General features: G+C 58.6%; 21 protein-coding genes and 4 pseudogenes. 10 read left to right on the forward strand and 15 right to left on the reverse strand.

Annotated elements, in window-relative coordinates; translation table 11 throughout:
• Positions 1–272: 272 nt before the first annotated feature.
• The 4 genes from QCE69_RS38765 to QCE69_RS38780 form a co-directional block, all read right to left on the reverse strand.
• Positions 273–461, reverse strand: a complete 189-nt coding sequence (locus tag QCE69_RS38765) for a hypothetical protein (protein ID WP_309936071.1) — start codon at positions 459–461, stop codon at positions 273–275.
• A complete protein-coding gene (locus QCE69_RS38770) occupies positions 431–739 on the reverse strand; it encodes a hypothetical protein (protein WP_309936072.1) in 309 nt (102 codons plus the stop codon). Before QCE69_RS38770 ends, QCE69_RS38765 begins: the two co-directional genes overlap by 31 nt.
• Before the next feature lie 323 nt (positions 740–1,062).
• Positions 1,063–1,500, reverse strand: a complete 438-nt coding sequence (locus tag QCE69_RS38775; RefSeq protein ID WP_309936073.1) for a response regulator — start codon at positions 1,498–1,500, stop codon at positions 1,063–1,065.
• Positions 1,501–2,335: 835 nt separating this feature from the next.
• Positions 2,336–2,722, reverse strand: a complete 387-nt coding sequence (locus QCE69_RS38780) for a low affinity iron permease family protein (protein WP_309936091.1) — start codon at positions 2,720–2,722, stop codon at positions 2,336–2,338.
• 144 nt (positions 2,723–2,866) lie between these two features.
• Between QCE69_RS38780 and nadE the strand changes: the two are divergent.
• From nadE to QCE69_RS38805, 5 genes and pseudogenes are all read left to right on the forward strand, one after another.
• Positions 2,867–3,263, forward strand: a pseudogene (nadE, locus tag QCE69_RS38785) (NAD(+) synthase); the annotation flags it as partial.
• Between the two features lie 140 nt (positions 3,264–3,403).
• Complete coding sequence (locus QCE69_RS38790) at positions 3,404–3,952, forward strand: low affinity iron permease family protein (RefSeq protein ID WP_309936074.1); 549 nt, start codon at positions 3,404–3,406, stop codon at positions 3,950–3,952.
• A 385-nt stretch (positions 3,953–4,337) separates the two neighbouring features.
• The gene (locus tag QCE69_RS38795; RefSeq protein ID WP_309936075.1) at positions 4,338–4,811 is read left to right on the forward strand and encodes a response regulator; all 474 of its coding nucleotides are present in this window, start codon (positions 4,338–4,340) and stop codon (positions 4,809–4,811) included.
• A 226-nt stretch (positions 4,812–5,037) separates the two neighbouring features.
• Positions 5,038–5,551 (forward strand): annotated as a pseudogene (locus QCE69_RS38800) (alpha/beta fold hydrolase); the annotation flags it as partial.
• 194 nt (positions 5,552–5,745) lie between these two features.
• A complete protein-coding gene (locus QCE69_RS38805; protein ID WP_309936077.1) occupies positions 5,746–6,978 on the forward strand; it encodes a phosphatidylserine decarboxylase family protein in 1,233 nt (410 codons plus the stop codon).
• Here the strand turns inward: QCE69_RS38805 and QCE69_RS39695 are convergent.
• From QCE69_RS39695 to QCE69_RS38825, 4 genes are all read right to left on the reverse strand, one after another.
• Entirely contained in the window at positions 6,950–7,213 is a 264-nt protein-coding gene (locus tag QCE69_RS39695) for a hypothetical protein (RefSeq protein WP_409021282.1), read from the reverse strand. The genes QCE69_RS38805 and QCE69_RS39695 overlap by 29 nt on opposite strands.
• Positions 7,214–7,240: 27 nt before the next feature.
• Complete coding sequence (locus QCE69_RS38815; RefSeq protein WP_309936078.1) at positions 7,241–7,747, reverse strand: YetF domain-containing protein; 507 nt, start codon at positions 7,745–7,747, stop codon at positions 7,241–7,243.
• Between the two features lie 74 nt (positions 7,748–7,821).
• A complete protein-coding gene (locus tag QCE69_RS38820) occupies positions 7,822–8,406 on the reverse strand; it encodes a ParB/Srx family N-terminal domain-containing protein (RefSeq protein ID WP_309936079.1) in 585 nt (194 codons plus the stop codon).
• A 196-nt stretch (positions 8,407–8,602) separates the two neighbouring features.
• On the reverse strand, positions 8,603–8,899 hold the full coding sequence (locus QCE69_RS38825; protein WP_309936080.1) for a DUF6723 family protein: 297 nt from the start codon (positions 8,897–8,899) through the stop codon (positions 8,603–8,605).
• Positions 8,900–9,615: 716 nt separating this feature from the next.
• Here QCE69_RS38825 and QCE69_RS38830 point away from each other — a divergent pair.
• Together QCE69_RS38830 and QCE69_RS38835 are read left to right on the forward strand one after the other, a co-directional pair.
• Entirely contained in the window at positions 9,616–9,876 is a 261-nt protein-coding gene (locus tag QCE69_RS38830) for a type II toxin-antitoxin system prevent-host-death family antitoxin (protein ID WP_309936081.1), read from the forward strand.
• The gene (locus tag QCE69_RS38835; protein ID WP_309936082.1) at positions 9,873–10,139 is read left to right on the forward strand and encodes a Txe/YoeB family addiction module toxin; all 267 of its coding nucleotides are present in this window, start codon (positions 9,873–9,875) and stop codon (positions 10,137–10,139) included. The genes QCE69_RS38830 and QCE69_RS38835 overlap by 4 nt, the downstream gene beginning before the upstream one ends.
• A gap of 348 nt (positions 10,140–10,487) precedes the next feature.
• On the opposite strand, the gene QCE69_RS38840 is transcribed toward QCE69_RS38835, so the two are convergent.
• Positions 10,488–10,997, reverse strand: a complete 510-nt coding sequence (locus QCE69_RS38840) for a PRC-barrel domain-containing protein (protein WP_309936083.1) — start codon at positions 10,995–10,997, stop codon at positions 10,488–10,490.
• A 322-nt stretch (positions 10,998–11,319) separates the two neighbouring features.
• On the opposite strand from QCE69_RS38840, the gene QCE69_RS38845 reads away from it, so the two are divergent.
• From QCE69_RS38845 to QCE69_RS38855, 3 genes are all read left to right on the forward strand, one after another.
• On the forward strand, positions 11,320–11,805 hold the full coding sequence (locus QCE69_RS38845) for a hypothetical protein (RefSeq protein WP_309936084.1): 486 nt from the start codon (positions 11,320–11,322) through the stop codon (positions 11,803–11,805).
• 6 nt (positions 11,806–11,811) lie between these two features.
• Positions 11,812–12,429 (forward strand): hypothetical protein, encoded by a 618-nt coding sequence (locus tag QCE69_RS38850; protein ID WP_309936085.1) that lies wholly within the window; start codon positions 11,812–11,814, stop codon positions 12,427–12,429.
• Between the two features lie 123 nt (positions 12,430–12,552).
• The gene (locus QCE69_RS38855; RefSeq protein WP_309936086.1) at positions 12,553–13,224 is read left to right on the forward strand and encodes a hypothetical protein; all 672 of its coding nucleotides are present in this window, start codon (positions 12,553–12,555) and stop codon (positions 13,222–13,224) included.
• Between the two features lie 644 nt (positions 13,225–13,868).
• On the opposite strand, the pseudogene QCE69_RS38860 reads toward QCE69_RS38855, so the two are convergent.
• From QCE69_RS38860 to QCE69_RS38885, 6 genes and pseudogenes are all read right to left on the reverse strand, one after another.
• A pseudogene (locus QCE69_RS38860) lies at positions 13,869–14,753 on the reverse strand (IS3 family transposase); the annotation flags it as partial.
• A 431-nt stretch (positions 14,754–15,184) separates the two neighbouring features.
• Positions 15,185–16,009: an IS21-like element helper ATPase IstB gene (gene istB / locus QCE69_RS38865; RefSeq protein WP_309936087.1), complete on the reverse strand. Its 825-nt coding sequence runs from the start codon at positions 16,007–16,009 to the stop codon at positions 15,185–15,187.
• A complete protein-coding gene (gene istA, locus QCE69_RS38870; protein WP_309936088.1) occupies positions 16,006–17,466 on the reverse strand; it encodes an IS21 family transposase in 1,461 nt (486 codons plus the stop codon). The genes istB and istA overlap by 4 nt, the downstream gene beginning before the upstream one ends.
• A gap of 647 nt (positions 17,467–18,113) precedes the next feature.
• Entirely contained in the window at positions 18,114–19,244 is a 1,131-nt protein-coding gene (locus tag QCE69_RS38880; protein ID WP_309936089.1) for an IS110 family transposase, read from the reverse strand.
• Positions 19,245–19,365: 121 nt separating this feature from the next.
• A complete protein-coding gene (locus QCE69_RS39700) occupies positions 19,366–19,449 on the reverse strand; it encodes a transposase (protein WP_409021283.1) in 84 nt (27 codons plus the stop codon).
• A gap of 41 nt (positions 19,450–19,490) precedes the next feature.
• A pseudogene (locus QCE69_RS38885) lies at positions 19,491–20,192 on the reverse strand (IS110 family transposase); the annotation flags it as partial.
• Positions 20,193–20,341: the final 149 nt, after the last annotated feature.

Below are 20,341 nucleotides of genomic sequence, written 5' to 3' on the forward strand. Positions count from 1 at the left end.
CTCGCACCTCCTACAACTGCCTGAGTTCGAAAAGTACAAGGCCACCTGATGAATGCCCCGAGGCGTCCACGAACAAAACCCAATTTTGCAGGTCCGACTCATTATCAGGCTGTTTAACGAATCCCTCCCGCGCCGACGCCCGTACAACTGAATTCTCTGCACCAAAATGCGGTTTGGTGTACGTCCCGCGATGCGTCTTGCACTTGAAGAGCGCCGGACTTCTATCATCTCTGTCGCCGACTGCCCCGTCTCAGCTATGCGCAGCGTCGCGCCTACGTGATCGCCGGTACCGCTTCAATCAGAGCGATGCCGATAAGAGCACCCACCGCCGCGCTCACAAGCTTTGGATGCCAGCGGTCCAAATGCAGCGTGCTCAATAACGCTCCAATCAAGACAACACCGAGCAGAGCGAAAACGACGATCAAATAGGCTATCTCGAAGTCGCTGTTGCAGTGCGCCACCACTGCTGGTGCGGCTCAAGCAGGTCAGTGATCAACGAAAGTGCGCCGACGAGGGCGTCGTAGTATGCCTCGTCCGCATCGGTGATTGCCACGACCATCTGCATAAAGGCCGTACTTGCATGCAGCTCTCTGGCAAGCACTCGCGCGGTGCGCAAAGAGATCATGCCCTGCGTCTCGCCGGCGTAATCGTCGCGGAGTAGAAAGAAGAAACGCTGCAGTTCCTGCTCTTCCGCCTCGTCGACTTTTTCGTGACGGAGAATCGTCGCTGTTGCAACCATACATCTTGACCGTAGCGCTCAGGTGCGACGGAACATCCCAGCATCCGCCGCGGGGATCGCTGGCTTTTCTAGCAACCATGATACCCGCCCATTTCCGATTTTCGGAGGCATCATCCTCGCGCCCCGGCGAGCCGCAGCGGACCCTAGCGCTTTATCTGTCGAAACTCGCCCCGCTTTACGAACAGCGTCTTTTGCTCATACCGAATCGCCCCTTACCAAGTGCTACTGGGCAAGCGCATGAAGCAGATTGCGGGCTGCCGAAGGTACGAGCAAGGACGAAGAGGGCGGTTTTTGGTTTTTTTTGCCCCCTCGGAAGATAGTCTTCAAAGCGGCAATTTCTTGTGGATTGGCGCCCACCGTCTTGCCCGGTCGGGCGACCTGGGCAACACTCCTCCGGACTGGTTGCCGCATCGCTGTCTGACTAACGATCTGATTGCTGATTGAAGTGCGACGGGATCGACCGGCTTGAGAAGAAACACCGACCATGGCGCCGGCAGTGCCCCGCACCAAGCGTGGCCCGACATCATGATAACGGGAATCTGTCGGGATGCTGGGTAGCGGTCCAGTTCTTCGCACAGGCGGACACCGTCCATCGTCGGCATATCGCGATCAGTGACAATGAGATCAGGAAGCCGCGAACAGGCAAGAGCGAGTCCAACTTCGCCGTTTTCGGCGGTGAGAACGTTGTAGTGCTGCGGGAGGGTTGCCTGAAGGCCTTCGAGGGTGCTGGGCTCGTCGTCAACAAGAAGAATTGTGACCATTTGGCCGACCGTTGCGTAATGATTTGATTGCGCAACGAGCGTGCCGCAGCGAGCTATCAGCGCCCATATCCATATGTCGCTTTGTAGGACGATGCCTTCTACCGCTTCGGGCTTTTAGTGGCAAGCGATAACCTCTAGCAGGGATTTGGGCTTTGCAGAGGGCAGATCCTCCATCAGCATACGCCTGACGCGACCTGCAGCTTCCGGTCGGCGGCGTTTCGTCAGCTCCTCAATGAGGATCGCCAGAAAGATGGGAAGATCCCTTGGACCATATCTTGTGAGAAACTCGCGAGCCGTCTCATCGACGGCAGTATTCATCGTGCTCGGGTACATCATGCTTGCGATATGCGAGGCGCCCCTCGCGAGCTCCAACTCGTAAGTCTGCCGATAAGGCGCCCGCACATGGACAAGAAACGGTCGATTCATCATGCGCCCTCATTTATCGCGGCCCGCGTCTTCCCAAGTGGGTCGGCCTTTCTTCCGACACGCTACCGTGGCCAGTGCAGTGGATGTCCATGGATAACGCATGTGAGCAAACTTCATACCCGTAAAGCGATTTTGCGGTCGCAGCCTGCCTCGTACTGGCAAACCGCGACGTCTTGAAGCCTTTGCGCCGCCGCGCAGTGCAAGCGCGTAGACGGCCCGCGCACTTGGCGATTTTCGATCTATCGCGTCAAGAATGGCGGCTTCGATTTTCCAAGACGCCGCGACCTTGTTTCCGGCCAGCGGCCTTCGCCTTGTATCTTTCAATCATTCGCTCGCCGCCTAGAAAAGCGCCCGGCACGACAGTGATGCTCATCGAGCGGACACCCCCCGCAGTCGTCCAGCGCGTTTGCTAGCGGCGTAGCGTCGCGGTCCCGGGCTTGCCATCGCGATTTTCATCGCCTCGCCGGTCGTCATCATTGTCGTCGTGGTTGTCGACGAACGGCGAATCGGTGTCGCTGCCGCCCGCACGAAGTGCGCTCCGCGCTTCTTCCGCCAATTTTTCGTAGTGTTTTCGGAAACGGCTCAGGTCTTTTTCCTCGAGTTCTTCGAGATCGAGCAGCGCGTTATGCGCGCCTTGCATGGCGCGGATTAGCTCGTCGAGCTTGATCTGCATCGCCGCCGTGTCGCGATTCTGCGTGTTCTTGATCAGGAAGACCATCACGAACGTGACGATCGTCGTCGACGTGTTGATCACGAGCTGCCATGTGTCGCTGTAGTGAAAAAACGGGCCTGTGATCGCTCACGCGATCACAAGCCCGACGGCCATCACAAAGGTGGCGGACCTACCGGTCATCGTGGAAAGGTAGCTCGCGAATTTCGAAAACCACTTGCCGTTCATCATGATCCCCGGTAGTCGGTCAATGTACCGGATGGAAGCACGGAATCGGTGATGTCGCAGTACGCAATAGCCGGGGCGCGTCGAGGGCTGGAATCGGCACGGATCACGTCGCCGAATCACTCATGGGATTCTTCACCGAATTCGGGGACGGCGGCGCCGACATCCTGCCGCTGTCAGGACTTACGAAGCGTCGTGTCCGAGCCCTGGCGCAGTCCTTAGCGCGCTGACGAACGCCTTGTGATGAAACTTCCGACCGCAGATCTCGAATCTCTCACTCCCAAACGGCCGGACGAAGACAGTTGGGGCATCAGCTACGAGAACATCGATGACTTCCTTGAAGGGAAGGGAGGTAAGCGACGAGGTGGTGACCACCGTCCGCCGTTCCCACGCGGCGACGCAACACAAACGCTCGCTACCCGTCGAAGTCCCCCGAGGTTGACGGTTTGGCAGTGCCTTGCGTGGCGTCGGTGGCCCGAGCAGCGCTTCCGCCGGAGGTACCGTAAGGAGGTTTGGTCGGTAAATCGAAAGCTTGGACTGGTAGATTTTAATGATCTAGATCTTCCATCTTCCGCCAAAGCCATGAACGACAAGCTGTCCAATGCCGCGCCGATGGAAACCGTTCCATCGACCTCAAGTCCGGGCTACGCGAAGGCACATCCTGTCACTCGGGCGTTCGATACGTTCGCCAGCGCGGTCACACGCTGGGCGGGATCGCCGGTCGCCTTTGGCCTTGCCGTGATCGCCATTATGATCTGGATCGTCACCGGTCCTGTCTTCAAGTTCTCCGACGGCTGGCAACTGGTCATTAACACCGGGACGACCATCATTACTTTCCTCATGGTGTTTCTGATACAGCAGAGCGCGAACAAAGACAGCGTCGCGCTTCACCTCAAGCTGAATGAGTTACTTGCCTCGAACAAGCGAGCGAATAATCAATTGATCGGCATTGAGGACGCGACGGAGGATGAACTGCGAAAGCTGGCCGCTGCATATCTCCAGCTCGTCGAAAAGCACGACGCGAGCAGCGAGCTTACTGGCGACGACGGAGTCGCAGCGGAAATTGCACGTCGGCTCGCGGATGCACGAGCAACCGATTCCGCCGAGAGCCAGACGCGTGACGCAACGTGAACGGACGCACCTCGGCAGCTTTTTAGTGGCCTGTTTCCACGCGGGCAACATCAAGTGTTTAACAGCCTGGTCCCCGTGACCGAACCACGAGCGTAGAGAAAGCGCGGCACGAAGCGCGCGACAGCCGCTTTCCGCGGGCCGGAGAGCGGCTGGTGCAAAGCAACCCGACGGGTGGAAAGTTACCAGGCTGCCAACGCTCGGCGCCCAGCCGAAGGGACACTGCTAAGCTTCTTTGACTTCGACCCAAAAGGTTCGACGAGCGTCCGAAAACCGGCCGGGGAGCTACGGAGTCGCGTCCACCCTCACTGCCTTAAGCCGAGCGCATTGAGCGGTTGCGCGAGGGAACGTTGGTTGCTGACTTAGGTTTGCAAACGCTAGACAAACCATGCAACGCAGCCAACCGAGGTTCCATTTGTGGACCGATCGTATCTTTCGGACAGTGGCGCCCCCTGTCTCCGTACTCATTGTGGATGACGACCATGCGGTCGCCGACGCGTTAGCGCATGCGCTCGAGGCGGCGGGCATGCGCGTTACCGTTGCTGTCGGTGGGGCCGCGGCCATGCATGCGACGCAACAGTGGACACCTTACCTAGTCATCCTGGACATTCAGATGTCGGACGCTGACGGCTTTACGGTAGCGCGAGCCCTTCGAACTTTATACCGCTTGGCGTCGGTTCCGTTCATCGCGCATACCTCCTTAGCGGAACGCGAAGTGATCGATCGGGGCAAGGCGGCATTGATCGACGCTTATTGCCGCAAGGGCAAATCGGTCAACAGCTTATTGTGCCTGATCGGGCAGCTTGCCCCAATATCAGCCGCCGAACCAACCGTCGAAAGCCGTGGCGCCCGCGAGACGTAGCGAGCGCGACAGCGAGGAGTTCGCACCCGGGCGGCTTTCCGTGAATCCTTGTGCTTCCGGCTCGATTGTTGGCGGATTGCCTCGCCGACTGTAGAGGCCGATTCCGTTCCGTCAAACGGTAGAACCCGGACGGGGAATGCCGAGATCGTTGCAGTACCGCCTGCGCACGGTAGGCCAACGCTCTTCGGCTATCATGTGCCTACTGCGGATTACCGATAATTCTCCGATGGACGTAACCACACGCAGCAACGTACGTGTTGGCGGGCACGGCCGCGTCACAATGATTTTCTCGCATGGATTTTGGTGCGACCAGTCGATGTGGCGCTCCGTTGCGCCCTCGTTCGACGACCGCTACCGTACCGTCTTATTCGACCTTGTCGGTAGTGGGGGATCGGACATGTCATGTTACGACTACCACCAAAAGTACGGTTCGTTGCACGGGTATGCCGACGACGTCTTGGAGAATCTTGATCATTTCGCGGACGGACCTGCGGTCTTCGTCGGTCACTCTGTCAGCGCCATGATCGGCATGCTTGGAGCAATACGCGCCCCTGAGCGCTTCATCGCTAACATTATCGTCGGCCCATCGCCCTCGTTTCTGAACGACGGAGACTATATGGGCGGTTTCACACGGTCCGATATCGAGGGGTCTGCTCGAGACGCTCGAGAATAACTTCCTAGGTTGGTCGAGTACGATGGCGCCCGCGATAATGGGGGCGCCGGAGCAACGAGAATTGGGGCAAGGTTCGCAATCAATCCGAGGCGATCATAGAAGCCCGCGCCGCTCACAGCCGCGCGCGAACACTTCGTCCGAGCACAGGCTCGCCACAGCATTCATGCTCCGTCAGTTCGATCCGGCGATGACGCCGTAGCAGAAGCACGGGGCATATAACGTGCTTCACGTCTTCCATCGAACGAACAGATCGGAGACGGCATGGCGACTGACGAACGCCGCCGCCTAGGTGAGTGGCTTCCGCGCGAAGAAAAAGTCATTGCTCGCTTTCGCGAAACCTTCGCAGAGCACGCCCGCCAGCGAGCGAAGGCGACGAAGATGAACCGCGTAGTCGAAGAACTGGCCGCATTTATCCGCGACGATCCGGTCGTGCGCATGGACTTTACGCGTGCGATCCTGCAGGCGCGCGAAGCCGGATATACCCTCGGTTATTCGAGCGTAGACGAATTTATCGTTCTGCTCGATGCGATGCTGACCTATGCGCCGCCTTTCAGCGAATCGAGCCTGATTCATTGTCCGGTGAACGCGTTGCTCGATTGGCCGATGGTCATGCCATCGGGCTGCGCGCTGTTTCGCGATCCGGCGTTCAACTCACATTTGAAGAAAGTGCTGAACGTGTGGTCCGGGTTCTTGAGCGGACCGTATTCGCGCACGTATTTGACGACGGCCTCGCCGAACGGCTGGTTCAGCGAGCAAGCGGACGCGAAGATCGGGCTCGATCAGTTTCTCTGCGATCCGCATAAGCCTTATTGGGGATTCTCGTCGTGGAATCACTTCTTCACGCGCGAATTCAAGCCCGGTGCACGTCCCGTCGCACGGCCTGACGATAACAAGGTCGTCATCAGCGCGTGCGAAGCGTCGCCGTATAACGTACAGCACGACGTGCAGCTTCAGGATTCGTTCTGGATCAAGTCGCAGCCGTATTCGCTGCTCGAAATATTCACCGCCAAAGAAGCGGAGCTCGCGGGCCGCTTCGTCGGCGGGACGGTGTATCAGGCCTATCTCAGCGCGTTCTTCTATCACCGCTGGCATGCGCCCGTAAGTGGGACGATCAAGAATGCGTATCTCGTCGACGGCGCCTATTACTCGAACGCCGATTCGGAGGGCGAAGACCCGAGCGGTCTCAACGATTCGCAAGGCTATATCACTGCAGTCGCGGCGCGGGCGGTGATCGTCATCGACTGCGACGATCCGAGCATCGGTGAAGTCGCGTGCGTGTTCGTCGGCATGGCGGAAGTGTCGTCATGCGTGATCGAGGCGCTGCCCGGCCAGCGCGTGCGCAAGGGTGAAGAGCTCGGCTACTTCCAGTACGGCGGCTCAACATACTGCCTGATATTCAGGCCCGGAGTCATCGAAAACTTCGAGCGCCAGCCGCCCTATGACGACCATGCCTCGCCGGTGCAGGTCAACGCGCATCTGTGCACGGCACGCTGAATGCCAAAAAGTCGCGCGAGCAGTCAGCTCTTCGCAGGCGCGCCGCACGAGCGCGGCTAGCGAGACGGTCCTTCTTCGCCTTTTCGAACGCGTCGAACAGCTTTTCGACGGCGCGACGATCGTAGGTGAGTAATCGCATCGCATCCCGACTTGTGGTCGTTCGGCTCGTGGCGCGGGTGGTGCGCGGATTGTTCTTCAGCGGCAAAAACAGCGCTCGCTCTTGCAGGGTCGCCATGTCGCCGCTCCACTGCTCATCGGTGCATCAATCGACCGGCTGATTCTTCGGCTTTTTAATAAGGCTAACTTGGCCGTTGCGCTCGAGAATGGCTGCGTTCACTTCTTCCAGCCCGGTGACATGCAATTCCTGTCTGACGGTCTCGAACACATCCGCTTTTGTGATCAGAGCGGCTGACATCTGCTTGTCGTTGAACCTGCCATCCTTGAAGACCTCTCTTTCCGCGCCGACGATGATTCTCTCCAGCCTGGTTGAGTGAACGCATGCCCAGGCGAGGACGCGGTGTAGCAGAACGATCACGAGCGATGCGCCAGCCGTCGGTACGGCGGGCGATGCGCCCACGATGACGCGGCTAAGCGTCGCGCCCAGCAATATGGCGACGACGTAGTCAAAAGGCGAACGCTGTCCGAACGAACGCCGGCCTGCGATGCGGATAAAGATCAGTGCGCCGAGAAAGACCGCGATCGCGCGTGCGGCCATCTGCACGGAGTTGAGGTCTCGCCCTTCACCGAAGAGAGTAAGTATGAGGCTCATGGTTTCCTCCGATTCCAACGGGCAATGCGCGGCCGCTCATCCTTGCGGACGCTCGAGAACCCACAAAGCACTGCTCAGCCGAGATATCCGGGAAGCCCCAACGCCGCTTCGCTTTTCGCGAGCTCGACCGCCTTCATGATGAGCGAATCGAATTCGGCATCATTCTGAGGAGCGTGCAGCCTATGGCGGAGGAAATCCGCCCATCGGAACTCTTCGAGAGGAACGGAAGTCTTCGCATAGCCTCCCGCATCGCGGACCGATGCAGAAACGCTGCGATATTCGTCGCCCTCGAGGTCCCAGATGTATGCGTGCATCTCCGAGAATGGCACTCGCTGGCCGAGAGCGTTGTATGGATAGGTCCAGCGATTGTTTTCTAGTGCGAGCCAGAATTCGGCAAGCGATAGCTTCGAGAGATCCTTAACGAGCACAACTGGCACACGCTTCACTTTGGCATGCCAAAGCGCGGTGGCAACGTGGTGATGGTCGATTGCGTACGGTACTTCGTCCGGACCGTAGACGACAGGAATCGGCTTGTAAGCAATGGCCATCTCCAGTTCGTGGCCCTTCAGGCGCTCGTACGCTTCAGTCTTCTGACGTATCTCACGTAGGCCATGCGTCATCTGAGTCGGGCGCAGTTGGCTGATTTTCAGCGTCTTCATTTCTTGTCCTCTAAAGCATCGCGCACCGGCCTGCCTGTGGGTAAAGGTTTCGGAATGCAATGACGACAGGCAAAGCTTGCGCCATACCAGGAATTTCCTAGGCAGAACGCCAGCCGCTGAATTTCATGTGACGAAGACGACGTCGGTGTCCGTCGGACTCAAAGGATGCACGCGATACGGCCTCGTCATCATGCGGTTAAAGCTCAGGCGAACGGAGGTCGGCTTCGACGATTTCCCTGCCACGAATCGCCGCCGCATTCTTCGCCGCCTCTTTGGTCTCGAAAGGACCGAGTTCCTCGGCGCCATCAAATGGAAAGAGAAGTCGTCCGTCCGTCACGCGCACGACCTTTAATGTACCCATGAATCGCCCGCTGGTGCCCGGACGATACGACGCGTACACGCGATAGTCTTCTGCCGAACGGCCGGGCGTCGGCTCGGGGCACTTCGACGGAAAGAAGACAAGCTTGGGCCGACGGAGGTTGAGGTTGTCCATTGTGAAAGACGGTTGGGGCATCCACAGCTGGCTTGCCCATCAACCTCCACGGCGCAAGATCTGCTCCACCCCACCTAAACCCGGTCTTTCGGTCGTCGCATTGACCGCGCGCTGCGCCAAGGCGGCTCTTCCGCTTCAACCCAGGATGCGCGGCTGCCGTAGAGACGGCCCGGCGTCCGCTGATTTTGTCAAAGACGTTCACGGTGTAACTGTTTTCATATCTGCCTGCGGTGTAAGAGCCGATCGACTTACCGACACAAGCCCGAGCGCCCGCGGCGTTTCCGACGGCGCTCGTCGGTTCAGACAATTCCCGCAACGGCAATCGCTGATTATTTGAAAACGGCGGTACGCCCCCTGTACGAGATTTTCGATGGCTGCGCGTTTCCCGGGACCGTTGTGGACGATCTCATACAGAAGCTGCTTGAACGCCGCCTCTAAAGATCAATTGCCAGCTGAACGAACTCCACTCGAGCAGCGGCACGTCTTCCGGATCAGATAATCAAATCGCCACACGCTTTCCTGCTCGGCCCTTTCCTAACAGCATTCGAGCGGGGCTTCGGCCTACGATCGTCGGCTGCGATGGTCCGAGTTTTGGAGCTCGACGAGTAACAGCACAGAAAACGAAGGTACCCACATGTACTTATACCTGTACATGTCGCTGCAGTTATGGTAGAGTTGTACCTGTATCGGTCCAAGTTAGCCAGGAAGGAGGAGAAATGCGTACCATCCCTTTCACCGACGCTCGCGCGAATCTAAAGCGCGTCATTGACCAGGTTGTTGATGATGTGGACGTGACGCTCATCACTCGCCGCGACGCGCCCAATGCGGTTGTCATGTCCCAGGAGCACTACGATAGCTTGATGGAAACGGTCCATCTTCTGCGCTCCCCGGCAAACGTAGCCCATCTGGAACGTTCGATCGCGCAGGCACGTGCGGGCAAGGTAAAACCCCGCAAGATGGTTGACGACGCTGAATGAGCGGTGCGTCGAACATCATGTGGACCGCCGAAGCTTGGGACGATTACGTCTACTGGCAGGGGCAGGACAAGAAGACGCTGAGGCGCATCAATCAACTCATCAAGGACGTGCAGCGCTCGCCATTTGAGGGTATCGGGAAGCCTGAACCGCTGAAGGAAAACTTGACTGGTTTTTGGTCGCGTCGCATCGATGAGACAAATCGATTGGTTTATGAAATCGTCGCCACACAGGTCAATATTATCTCCTGTCGATACCACTACTGAGCCAACGGAAAACGCCGCCGTCGCAGTCTTGGACTGAAACGCAATAAAGCGGAAAGGGAAATGGATGCGCTGTATGACGCTGATGCGGCTCTGAAAGAAGCGGTGCCTGCGGCGCGTCATCGGGCGGCTCGAACGCGAAACAGGGGCGGCTTCATCAAACCGAGTCGGAACTCATCTGAGCACCGCGGCGGGACATCGGATGAACGGATGCATTCTTGTACGGCAGACACCGCTTGGATCGCCGCTGTAGGCAGCCAGCCCGTGCAAAGAAACTGGAAGCCGGACCACAAAACACCATTGCTGCTGGGCGGCCCTCGACGAGGGCCGCTCGGTTTGCTACGGCTCCGATTACAACAGCGGGTCACGGCTGCCGGTGACGGGATTCGTTCCCGTCAGCGGGTCGCTGCTTCCGCTGAGCGGGTCTGATGCGGTCGACCAATACGGCTGGCGATTGTAGTACTGATGCATGGAGCTTCCCCAGCTAACATCAGCCATGGATGGCCAGTGGTCCTTGTCGAAGCCGGGCTCGCTTTTGATGCGGTCGGCAGTTATGTCCACTCTAAAGACCTTCTGGTCCGTGTCAAGCGTCAGTGCATTCCACGGTATTGCCCTTAGGGTGTCTCCCATGCCCAGAAAGCCGCCGCTTGTCAGAACGGCGTACGCCACACGCCCGCTACGCACATCCAGCATGATGTCTTTAATCTTCCCAACGTCCTCGCCGTCCGACGTGATAACCGTCGTGCTGTCAAGTGTGGACGCTGCCATGACATCGGGACCAGGGCCGTCACCCACACCACTGCCGACGATGTTTGCGCCGCCTTGCGCCGCGCCGGAACCGGTCAAGTTGCTTGTCGTCATGATTGTCGTCTCCCAAAGATCGCCCGCTCTTTTCGTTCAGAAGAAGGCTGCTCCTTACACCGCTGCGTCGGGCGGAAAGCGGCGTAGGGAACCTATCGTGCGCGCAATCACCATGCCGCCACTTCTTCCCTCAAAGCAAGGACGTGAGACCCACTCAACTTGGCAACAACGTCTATGACATCAGGGACGGCGCGAAATACCGGCGAACGGAGGATCCCAAGCGTTTGCGAACGGAATAAAGCGTTGGCCCAAGGCGAGCTGGCGGTTTGGAACCTCATCGGTTTGGTCGGATGCCCTTTTCTCCGTACCTTTGCGTCTGTTCGTGTTCTTGGTCGGCCAGTCTCAGCTGGTCGCGCAAAAGTCTGCGTTTCAAGCGCAGGACAAAGGCCAGATCGTTGCACGATTCATGGTAGAGGAGCTTGCGTTTCGCGGCATCACCTCCGCGGCCGAATGCCGGGCGGTGCTAAAAGCGTATGATCAGGGCGAGTATCCCGAGGCATCCGGCTGGTGCTATACGCGCTTCTATGTTCCTCAAGCCTATGACGCCGGCTTACGCATGTTGGACTCGGCCGGCGCTCTCTGGCATGCCTTCGAGGATGCCCACATCAAGGCCCAGTTGGACGGACCGGTCGAAATCCCCATGAAATATTTCACTGCGGCGGCCGAAGCCTCTTTGCTGATTAGCAGTGTTATTGATAATTCAACGCTGACCTTTGATGTGCCGTTCTGGACGTCGATGGTCGAACGCAGTCGGTACGTCCTGGCGCAGAAAGCTGGCAGCACCACGTTGTCCGCAATCAGCAGATGATGGATCATGCGTGAAGAGCACCAGAAAGAAGACCAATCGCCGATTCTCTGGCAGGCGATGGCCATTGGCGAAGCACGCTTCACGTCACGCCCCGAGTGGAGCACTGTCGGCGAATCCATGTGGATGCGCCTGTCGAAATTTTCGTTGCTGAATCGACTGACGTTGCACGAACTCTCGAGTCTGGTCCTTTTGCCTCGGAAGGAAATCCCGACAAACGGCGTAGATCTGCGCCGCGCCGATCGATTCGACCCGGCTCGCTTGGGTGATCTATTGGCAGCCTCTCCCGCAGACGTGATAGCCGCATTCTGCTACACCACACCCGGACCGCCTGTCGCGAGCGCCGAACTGCGTTACTGCCGAGAATGCTTGCAGCAGGGATTTCATGCCGCATGGTTCCAATGGCGCTTCATTACCCGTTGCCCACTGCATCATCGTGCCCTCAGACTCGGATGCCCCGGTTGCGCACGGCCAATTCGATACACGCTCCAGCGCGACATGGCGGAACATCCACTCGCCTGCGTGCAATGCGGCAAACAATGGGTACCGGCCCTGCACGTGCCGGCCGGGCGATGCGCGCCGATATCGGGACGTCCCGCTCGAATTCTGCGCAGGTGGCAGGCCTAGGTCGCTGAAACCACCACGCGCCTTTCCAAACTCCCACGTCGACCGCACGATCTTCTGACGGGCCAGTTCGTGCCGGCGCAACGCACTTGCGCGGCATCGATTCGCTGCACGACACACCTGCGCATGTCGAACCGCCTTTACGATACTCCACCGCCGACTATTGCGGAGCTATTGGCAAGGCGACCCCAACTTTCCACGGACCCACTCGGTCATAAACCCGATCCTTCCGGGCCTGACCGGCCTCGCTTCAATCAGACGAACTGGCCTCACTTCACGCAAAGCTTTCTTGAACTTGAGTCGACACTCCTGCAATTTCGAGACGCGTTTTTTGGGCAGGCACTTCCCGATATCGATATGCCCGTGTGGACCGCTCTATGCCGTCAGCAATTCGCCATCGCCACCGATGCCGTCAGCAGCGAGACGGCGGCAGCCGTCGGCTGGCATCTGAGTTGGTTCGGCTTTGCTCGCACATGCGATCGCGATCACCGTCTTTCGACGCCGGCACTGGGTCTGTCCGGTTGGCTGGCACACAGCCCGGATCGCCCTCCGGCGATTGCATACGCGGCGTGGACCGGCCAGTTGATGGTCTGGCTGCAGGAGGATCTAACAACGTCAGCGTGGATATGGCATCGCCTCGCGTCGTTCATGCGGACGCGCAAGTCCTATCTCCTGCACCCGGCTCTCGCGCGTCCAGCCGAACTTGCTGCGACGAGCTCAACTCAGCTATATCGGCACAACGGCGCGGCAAAACCTCCACAAAATCTCGCCATTGAGGGCATCCGCCTGCCCGTCTGATTGGACGGCTTTACGTCACTCATGCGACAACCCATTGATAAATAGAGACTTCTCCAGATCGCACGCTTACATATTTGCCGAATAGACTACTTTAGGTCATTTTCTGGACAACTTTGCGTCGTTTGACAGCAAAGGTGGAATGCGCGCCTTCTCCCGACAGAACCCTCTCCAGGTGTTCGATTTCTCCATCGAGTGTGAGCGCGTTACATGCCCACAATCCTCGAATTGGGTTCGACGTTCTTTTCATTTGCTCCCCCGGCATGCCGACAACAGGCCCACGCAAACGTCCTCAAAGCCGCGTAAATACGCATTTAGTTTATATATTTTGAGACAACCGCGGCCTTGGGCTTCATAGGGGTTTTACCGGCTATCGGAGTAGCTAGGCCAACGAGTATCTCGTCGCAGGACCAATGACCGATGCCGCGTCGGTTGATTTTAGGAGTGGGGCCGCCGGAGTTACATGCCAATTTGAGCAACCTCTGTCAAGGACGCACCAGTGCGTGGTGACCGACGAAGCTTGGAATAGAAACGAATAGGTCGACTCCCCGCATGACGTCGACCGCTTATGGAATTTAGGTGCCAGGCATAGACAGTAGAAGCTGAAGTGAGGTTCCCTCGGTTTTTCGCCTTCCAGAGGCCTTTGGTTATGCAGCCGCGTCCTTGGTCTGCTGAGCCTTCATCCAGTCTTGCAGGAACTGAACCGGTGATACGAAGTCGAGCGACGAATGACGACGACTGCGGTTATAAAACACTTCAATGTATTCGAACAGGTCCGCCATCGCTTCCTGATGGGTGCGGTATCGCGTAGCATGCACCCGTTCGTTCTTCAGGCTGTTGAAGAAGCTCTCCGTCGGGGCATTGTCCCAACAATTTCCCTTGCGGCTCATCGAGCAGCGCATGCCATATTGCGCCAGCTTGCGCTGGAAGTCGTCGCTGGCATATTGGCTGCCCCTGTCCGAGTGATGCAGCGCGCCGGGCTCGGGCCGTCGTCGGAACCATGCCATCGTCAGCGCGTCGGTCACGATGTCAGCTGTCATGCGCGGCTTAATCGACCAACCGACGACCTCCCGGTTGAACAGGTCCAGCACGATAGCAAGATACAGCCATCCCTCATCGGTCCAGATGTACGTGATATCCGACGTAAAGACCTGATTCGGCGCTGTCGGCGTGAAGTTGCGTGCCAGCAGATTCTCAGCGACCGGCAGCTTGTGTTTCGAGTCCGTCGTAACGCGATAACGGCGCTTGTGACGGGCCCGGATGCCATTGTCGCGCATGAGTCGCTCCACCCGCTCCTTGCTAGCCGGAAAACCACGCGCGCGAATCTCTTCGGTCATCCGTGGCGAGCCATAAGCGCCCTTGACCTCGGCGTGGATAGACCGAATCAAGGCGAGCAGTTGGGCATCAGTGAGGCGCCTGCGCCCAGGCGTACCGCCACGCTTCCATGCCCGATAGCCATTCAGACTGACCGACAGGATCCCGCACAGCGCCGACAGCGGATAGTGCCGACGATGCGAATCAATCCAGGCGTATATATGGACTCCCCAAGTTTTGCAAACAATGCGTCTTCTCTTGATGCAAGGTGTCAGTCTGCACTTATATATTCGGCCTGTTTATGCGGGTCACCGCTGGCCATAATGCAAATCGCCTGCCTCGTTCTCATTACTTCAGCGGCCTTCCTTGGCCACTACGCCTGTCGGATTTTCGAGGCTGGGTCAGACCCATCGCATCATCGATTGTTCATCATTCGCAAACTGCTGGTGGTTGTACTGCAGAGATTTTATGGATTCATGCGGTCGCGAAGCGCTCGCTCTTGGCAAGCTGTATGGCGTCAACTACTGCGGCCGCCCGGCGACAACTATTCTGGCCGGTTGAGGGGTAGTTTCTCCTGGTGCTAAGTCATAGTTGTCGCTCCCAAGTCGTTGCCTCAAGTCTTTTGCTACCGGCGTCAGCGTAGTTGTCGTCAGTCGAACGGGTTGTCCGATAGTTGTCGCTGAGCGTGGGGTGGCGGCACATAGTTGTCGCGCTCGAGCGCGTTTGCCTGTGCGGTCCGGCGACGGTAGCTCTCGACGTTCAGTTCGAACACGGTAGCGTGGTGCACCAGCCGGTCGATAGCAGCGATGGTCATCGCGGGATCTGGGAACACGGAGTTCCACTCGGAGAACGGCTGATTCGCGGTGATCAGAACCGACCGGTGCTCATACCTTTGCGCGATGAGTTCGAACAGGACGCTGGTTTCGGCCTGGTCTTTGCGCACGTAGGAGATGTCGTCGACGATCAACAGGTCAAAGCGATCGAGCTTGTTGATCGCCGATGTCAGTTGCAGGCTTTGTCGGGCGAGCTGCAGACGTTGCACGAGTTCGTCAGCGCGCGTAAAGAACACCCGATAGCCGGCATCGATCAGCGCATGTCCGAGCCCGGCCGCTGCGTGCGACTTGCCGGCCCCCGGCGGCCCGAAGAGCAGCAAATTGGCACCTTTCTCAAGCCACGCATCACCTGCCGCGAGCGCTTGCAGATGAGGCTTCGATAGCATCGGCACCATGCTGAAGTCGAAGCACTCCAACGTCTTGCCAAGCGGCAGATGGGACTCGGTACGATGACGCTCGATGCGCCGGCGCGAGCGGTCAGCCAGTTCGTGTTCGACCAGCGCCGACAGCAATCGTGTCGCAGGCCAGCCTTCCTTATCGGCGCGCTCGGCGAACTCGGGCCACAGCCGGGTGATCATCGGCAAGCGCAATTCGCCGAGCATCAGGCTCAGGCGTGCGGGGTCGGTAACGGGCGCGTTCATGCTGCCACCTGTCTGGCGAACAGTGAATCGTACAGGCGGCTATCCGGAATCTGTACCACCACCTGCGGCCATGACGGTGCCGGCGGCGCCAGTTCAGTACGCAAGGCGATAGGATCGGGCAGCTCGCCGGCAGCCAGGATCTGTTCAAGCCGACTTGCCAGCACAGCCTCGACGCCGTCGCGCGCAGCCAGATCGAGCAGCGTGACCATGGTCTTGCAAGCTTGGCGCTGAGGCAGACGCAGGCTCAGTTCGTCCCAAGTCTGGCGATAGGCTTCGCGCGGAAACAGCGCGTCGCGGAATTGATAACCGGCGAACGCCTGCGGTTTGCGCCGCAGATTCTCGATGAAGTGTCGGTAGTCGATCACACGACCCCGGCTGGTTCCCGGATCGCGTTGACCTCGTGGCACCTCTAGAACCTGTGTGCCAGCCACGAAACACTCGAGTCGGTCCCGATAGAGCCGCACCTTCAGGCGATGACCAATCAGGCGCGAGGGCGCGCTGTAAAGGATGTTGCGTACGGTAAAGGTACCGTTGCGAGTCACCAGCGCGTCTTCCTCCGTGTAGTCGGTGGTGCGACGAGGTGGCAGCGCACGCAAGGCCTCCCGCTCTACCTGAAACGCCTTGCTGACCCGCCGGTTGCGTCGCAAGACGATGTCGCGCACAAACCGCTCGTAATCCGCGCGGCTGTCGAAGTCGCGATAGCCGCGTAACAGCAATGCCTGATCGAGCTCGTCTTTTAGATGCCGATGGGAACCTTCGACGCTCCCGTTCTCGTGGCTCACGCCGCGATTGTTTCGCGTGCCCACCATGCCGTAGTGATCGAGCAACTCGCTGTAGCGCGAAGTCCAATCGTCATCGGGCTTCAGATTCTTATACGCTGCCGACAGGCTGTCGGTGCGATGTTCGCGAGGAGCGCCGCCGGCCATCCAGAGTGCGCTTTGCAAGCCACTGGTCAGTGCCTCGAAGCTCTCGCCTCCCTCGTTGACCTCTGCATACTCCCAGCGGGAGAACGCCAGCACGAAGTGATACAGAATGTGCGGAAACGGCACGCCACAGATGGACACACCTAGCGGGGAGACGTCGGTGAAGTCCGATAGACCCATCTGGCCGGCCACATGCTGCTGGGCGAAGAACATCTCGCGTGGCGGCCCACTGGTCGCGCGCCAGACCCGGATACGGCGCTGCAAGGTACGCAACATGGAGTCCGGGTAATGGCCGGGATACTCATCCTGGAGACGGCGCATCAAGGTGATGCCCATGAGACCGGGCTCGCGCTCAAGCAGCGGCCTGATCTCCGTATCCCAAACATCTGCGAGCGGATCAGCGCGCGTGCGCCACGAGCGCTCGGGCTTCTGTGAGGGAAGAGATGGCGCCGACTCAATCCGCCGGGCGCTGCGGACGCTGATGCCTGCTTTGGCAGCGGCAACTTCTTGCGTGTGCTTTTTGCGGTTTTGCATATACAGATGTACCTGACGGTCTGTTATTCGAGTTCCTGGCACGACGCACTCTGCAGTTGCGAAGACGTCGATCCTAAAACCCTCAACCCGACCGCCGCCGGCTGGCGAACGCTACGGCGGCTACGCCGCCTCCGCGCTCACCAACCGGCCAAGATAGTTGTCGCCGACCGGACAGCACAATTGTCGCCGCGCAGCAAGCAACGCCCACGCTATGCGTGCTAGTTTGTTCGCCAGCGCCGCCGCTGCGACATTCACCCCACGTCTGCTCGCGAGCTGACAGACCCAGCGCGACAGCGCATCGGTTAGCTTGCTCGCAAATCGCATGATCGACCGCGCTCCTTGGACCAGCAGCCAGCGGATGTACCGATCTCCCCGTTGATATGACTCCCGGTGTCAATCGGGATCGGGTTTAAGCTTTGTGTTCACTTTCGCTTCCGAATTTCCTGAGGGCGGCGTAGCAGTAAGTCTCGACGGTGGATCACGCTGATATTCGCGGGTTGGTACCGCATTACAGAGGTCCGTCTCGAGAGCCTGCCGCTTTCTTGCTACGCAAGTCGACTGATGATGCCGTTGCCAAACGAGGACGCGGATTGCTCGAATACCGGGCTGCGCCGCCTTCAAGAAACTCTTGCGTTGTGTACGTTACGCTACGCTGGTTTTGTCCCTCGCGGCGAAGCGAGAGACATCCCCAGCCGTCCGATATCCCATATGAAGCCGGTCAGCTCGCGTGCGACGGCGATGATTGCAACGTGCGCGCTCTTACCTCGGGCTACAAGCTTGCGGTATCGCCGGCAAAGCCGTAACTGCGCATCCCACGCGCGATCGATTATCGCCTTGGGTATGCCCTCGTGACGGCGCTGGATATCGATGCTCACGCGTGCCGGATGTCGGTAGCTCCAGGCTGATTCGACGAGCAGTTTCCTTGCATAACTGTTGCCTGTCTTCGTAATGCTACCTTGCCGACGTTTGCCACCTGATGAGTGTTCCGAGGGCGTCACACCGAGCCATGCCATTAACTGCCTCGGGTGCTCGAATCGTGACAGATCACCCAGTTCGGAGGTCAGTCCAATTGCGGACGTGAACTGGATGCCACGCATTGCTTGCAGAGCTAGTACGGCGGGATAGAAGCGCCAGTTGAGAACAGCCTCACGCAGTGCCACCTCTAGCCGTTCGCATTGCGCCAGGCGATCTTCGATCGTGCGACGATGTTCATTGAATGCCAGTTGCTGCCATGCACTATCGAACGAGAAGGTACTCAACCAGCGTCGATGTGTCGGGCCCCAGTCGGGGCGACCGGCATAACGCACCCCGTGTGAGAGCAAAAACGATTTCAGTCGACACCGTGCCTGCTTGAGGTCTTCCCTTGCCGATGACCATGCACGCGCCAGATCACGAAACGCTTCATCTTCCACGGTCGGCACATGTACGGCGGACAAATCACCAGCCCGCAGCGAACGCACCAGCTTGATTGCGTCGCGCCGGTCCGTCTTGATGCGCTCTCCCGGCTTGCGTGGAATCAAGGATGGTGCACACACCATGCATGCAAACCCTTTGTCGATAAGCCGTCGGTAAAGACCATATCCGCAAGGGCCGGCTTCATAGACCACAACGATGTGCCGGGCCTTTGACTGCAGCCGCTTGCATAGTCGATCCACTTCAATGTGTGTCGTGCCGGTCTTGCCCAGCAGCTCTACGTCACCCATACCGATCGCATATGCAACCATGATCGAATCCTTGTGAACGTCCAGTCCCACGTACAACGTGCTATCGTTTTCCACGCTGGCCTCCGTGTCGGAAACAGACCGTTGAGTGGCGGCTCTGTCCCCACTCAATGCGGCTCTGGCAGCAATGCTAACCCGCGCTTACATCCGCACGGCGGCTAGCCTTGCCGTACGGGAGTCATACTGACTTGCTGATACCGAGCAACTTTTGCTTGCCTCCGCTGCTGTGCTCGTGAGGCGTGAGTCCGAAACTGGCGGCCATACGTCTTGCACTGCTGTATCGCTTCGCATCCCCACCGCGGCGATCAAGGCCGTGGCCGTCACTGGACCGATACCGGGGATTTCCTGCAACCTGGTGCAACGCTCATCTTCTTTCGCCAATCGTCTCACGCGCCCATCAACGGTGTCGATCCGCTCTTCCAGCGCCGTCAACTCGGTGCACAAATCAAATAATAGGTCCCGCGCCAAAGCGGGCAACGCGTCGCTTTCATCCGCGAGAAGTCGTCGTGCCCCCTCTTTGAAGGCTGAAACGTGAATTGGGAAGACGATCCCGAATTCCCCCAGTAACCCGCGCGCCTGATTGATCAAGGCGGTGCGCTCTTGCATAAGCCGTTGTCGAATTCGGTGCAACATCTGGACAGCCTGCTGTTCCTCGGTGTTGACAGCTACTGTTGGCATGTCCGGCTGACGAGCCGCCTCGCAAATTGCTGCGGCGTCACGGGCATCCGTTTTGGAACGCCGGACGAATGGTTTCACATATTGCGCAGGAATGAGCTTGATTCGGTGCCCGAAGCCAGCCAGTCGGCGCGCCCAATAGTGCGAGCCAGCGCAAGCCTCTATCGCGATCAGGCAAGGCGAAAGGTTTGCGAAATACTCGAGCACCTGAGAACGTTTGAGGCGCTTCGTCAGTACCGCTGCGCCGGCTGCGTTCACTCCGTGAACTTGAATGACATTCTTCGCGATATCGAGCCCGATCAGTTCTGCGCTCATGCTGGACGTCCTCATTGGAAAATCGTAATTATCGCCACCCCGAGGGGTGGGGAGTCCATTGCATTACTTCACAGGAGGTCTCTATGAACGCGTCCCGTTTTGCAACAGCTTTCGTGTGTTCAGATTGACAGGATGGGTCGCAGCTCTCTATCCGGCCTTTATGC

This window comes from Caballeronia sp. LZ032, assembly GCF_031451315.1.
Classification (GTDB): Bacteria; Pseudomonadota; Gammaproteobacteria; order Burkholderiales; family Burkholderiaceae; genus Caballeronia.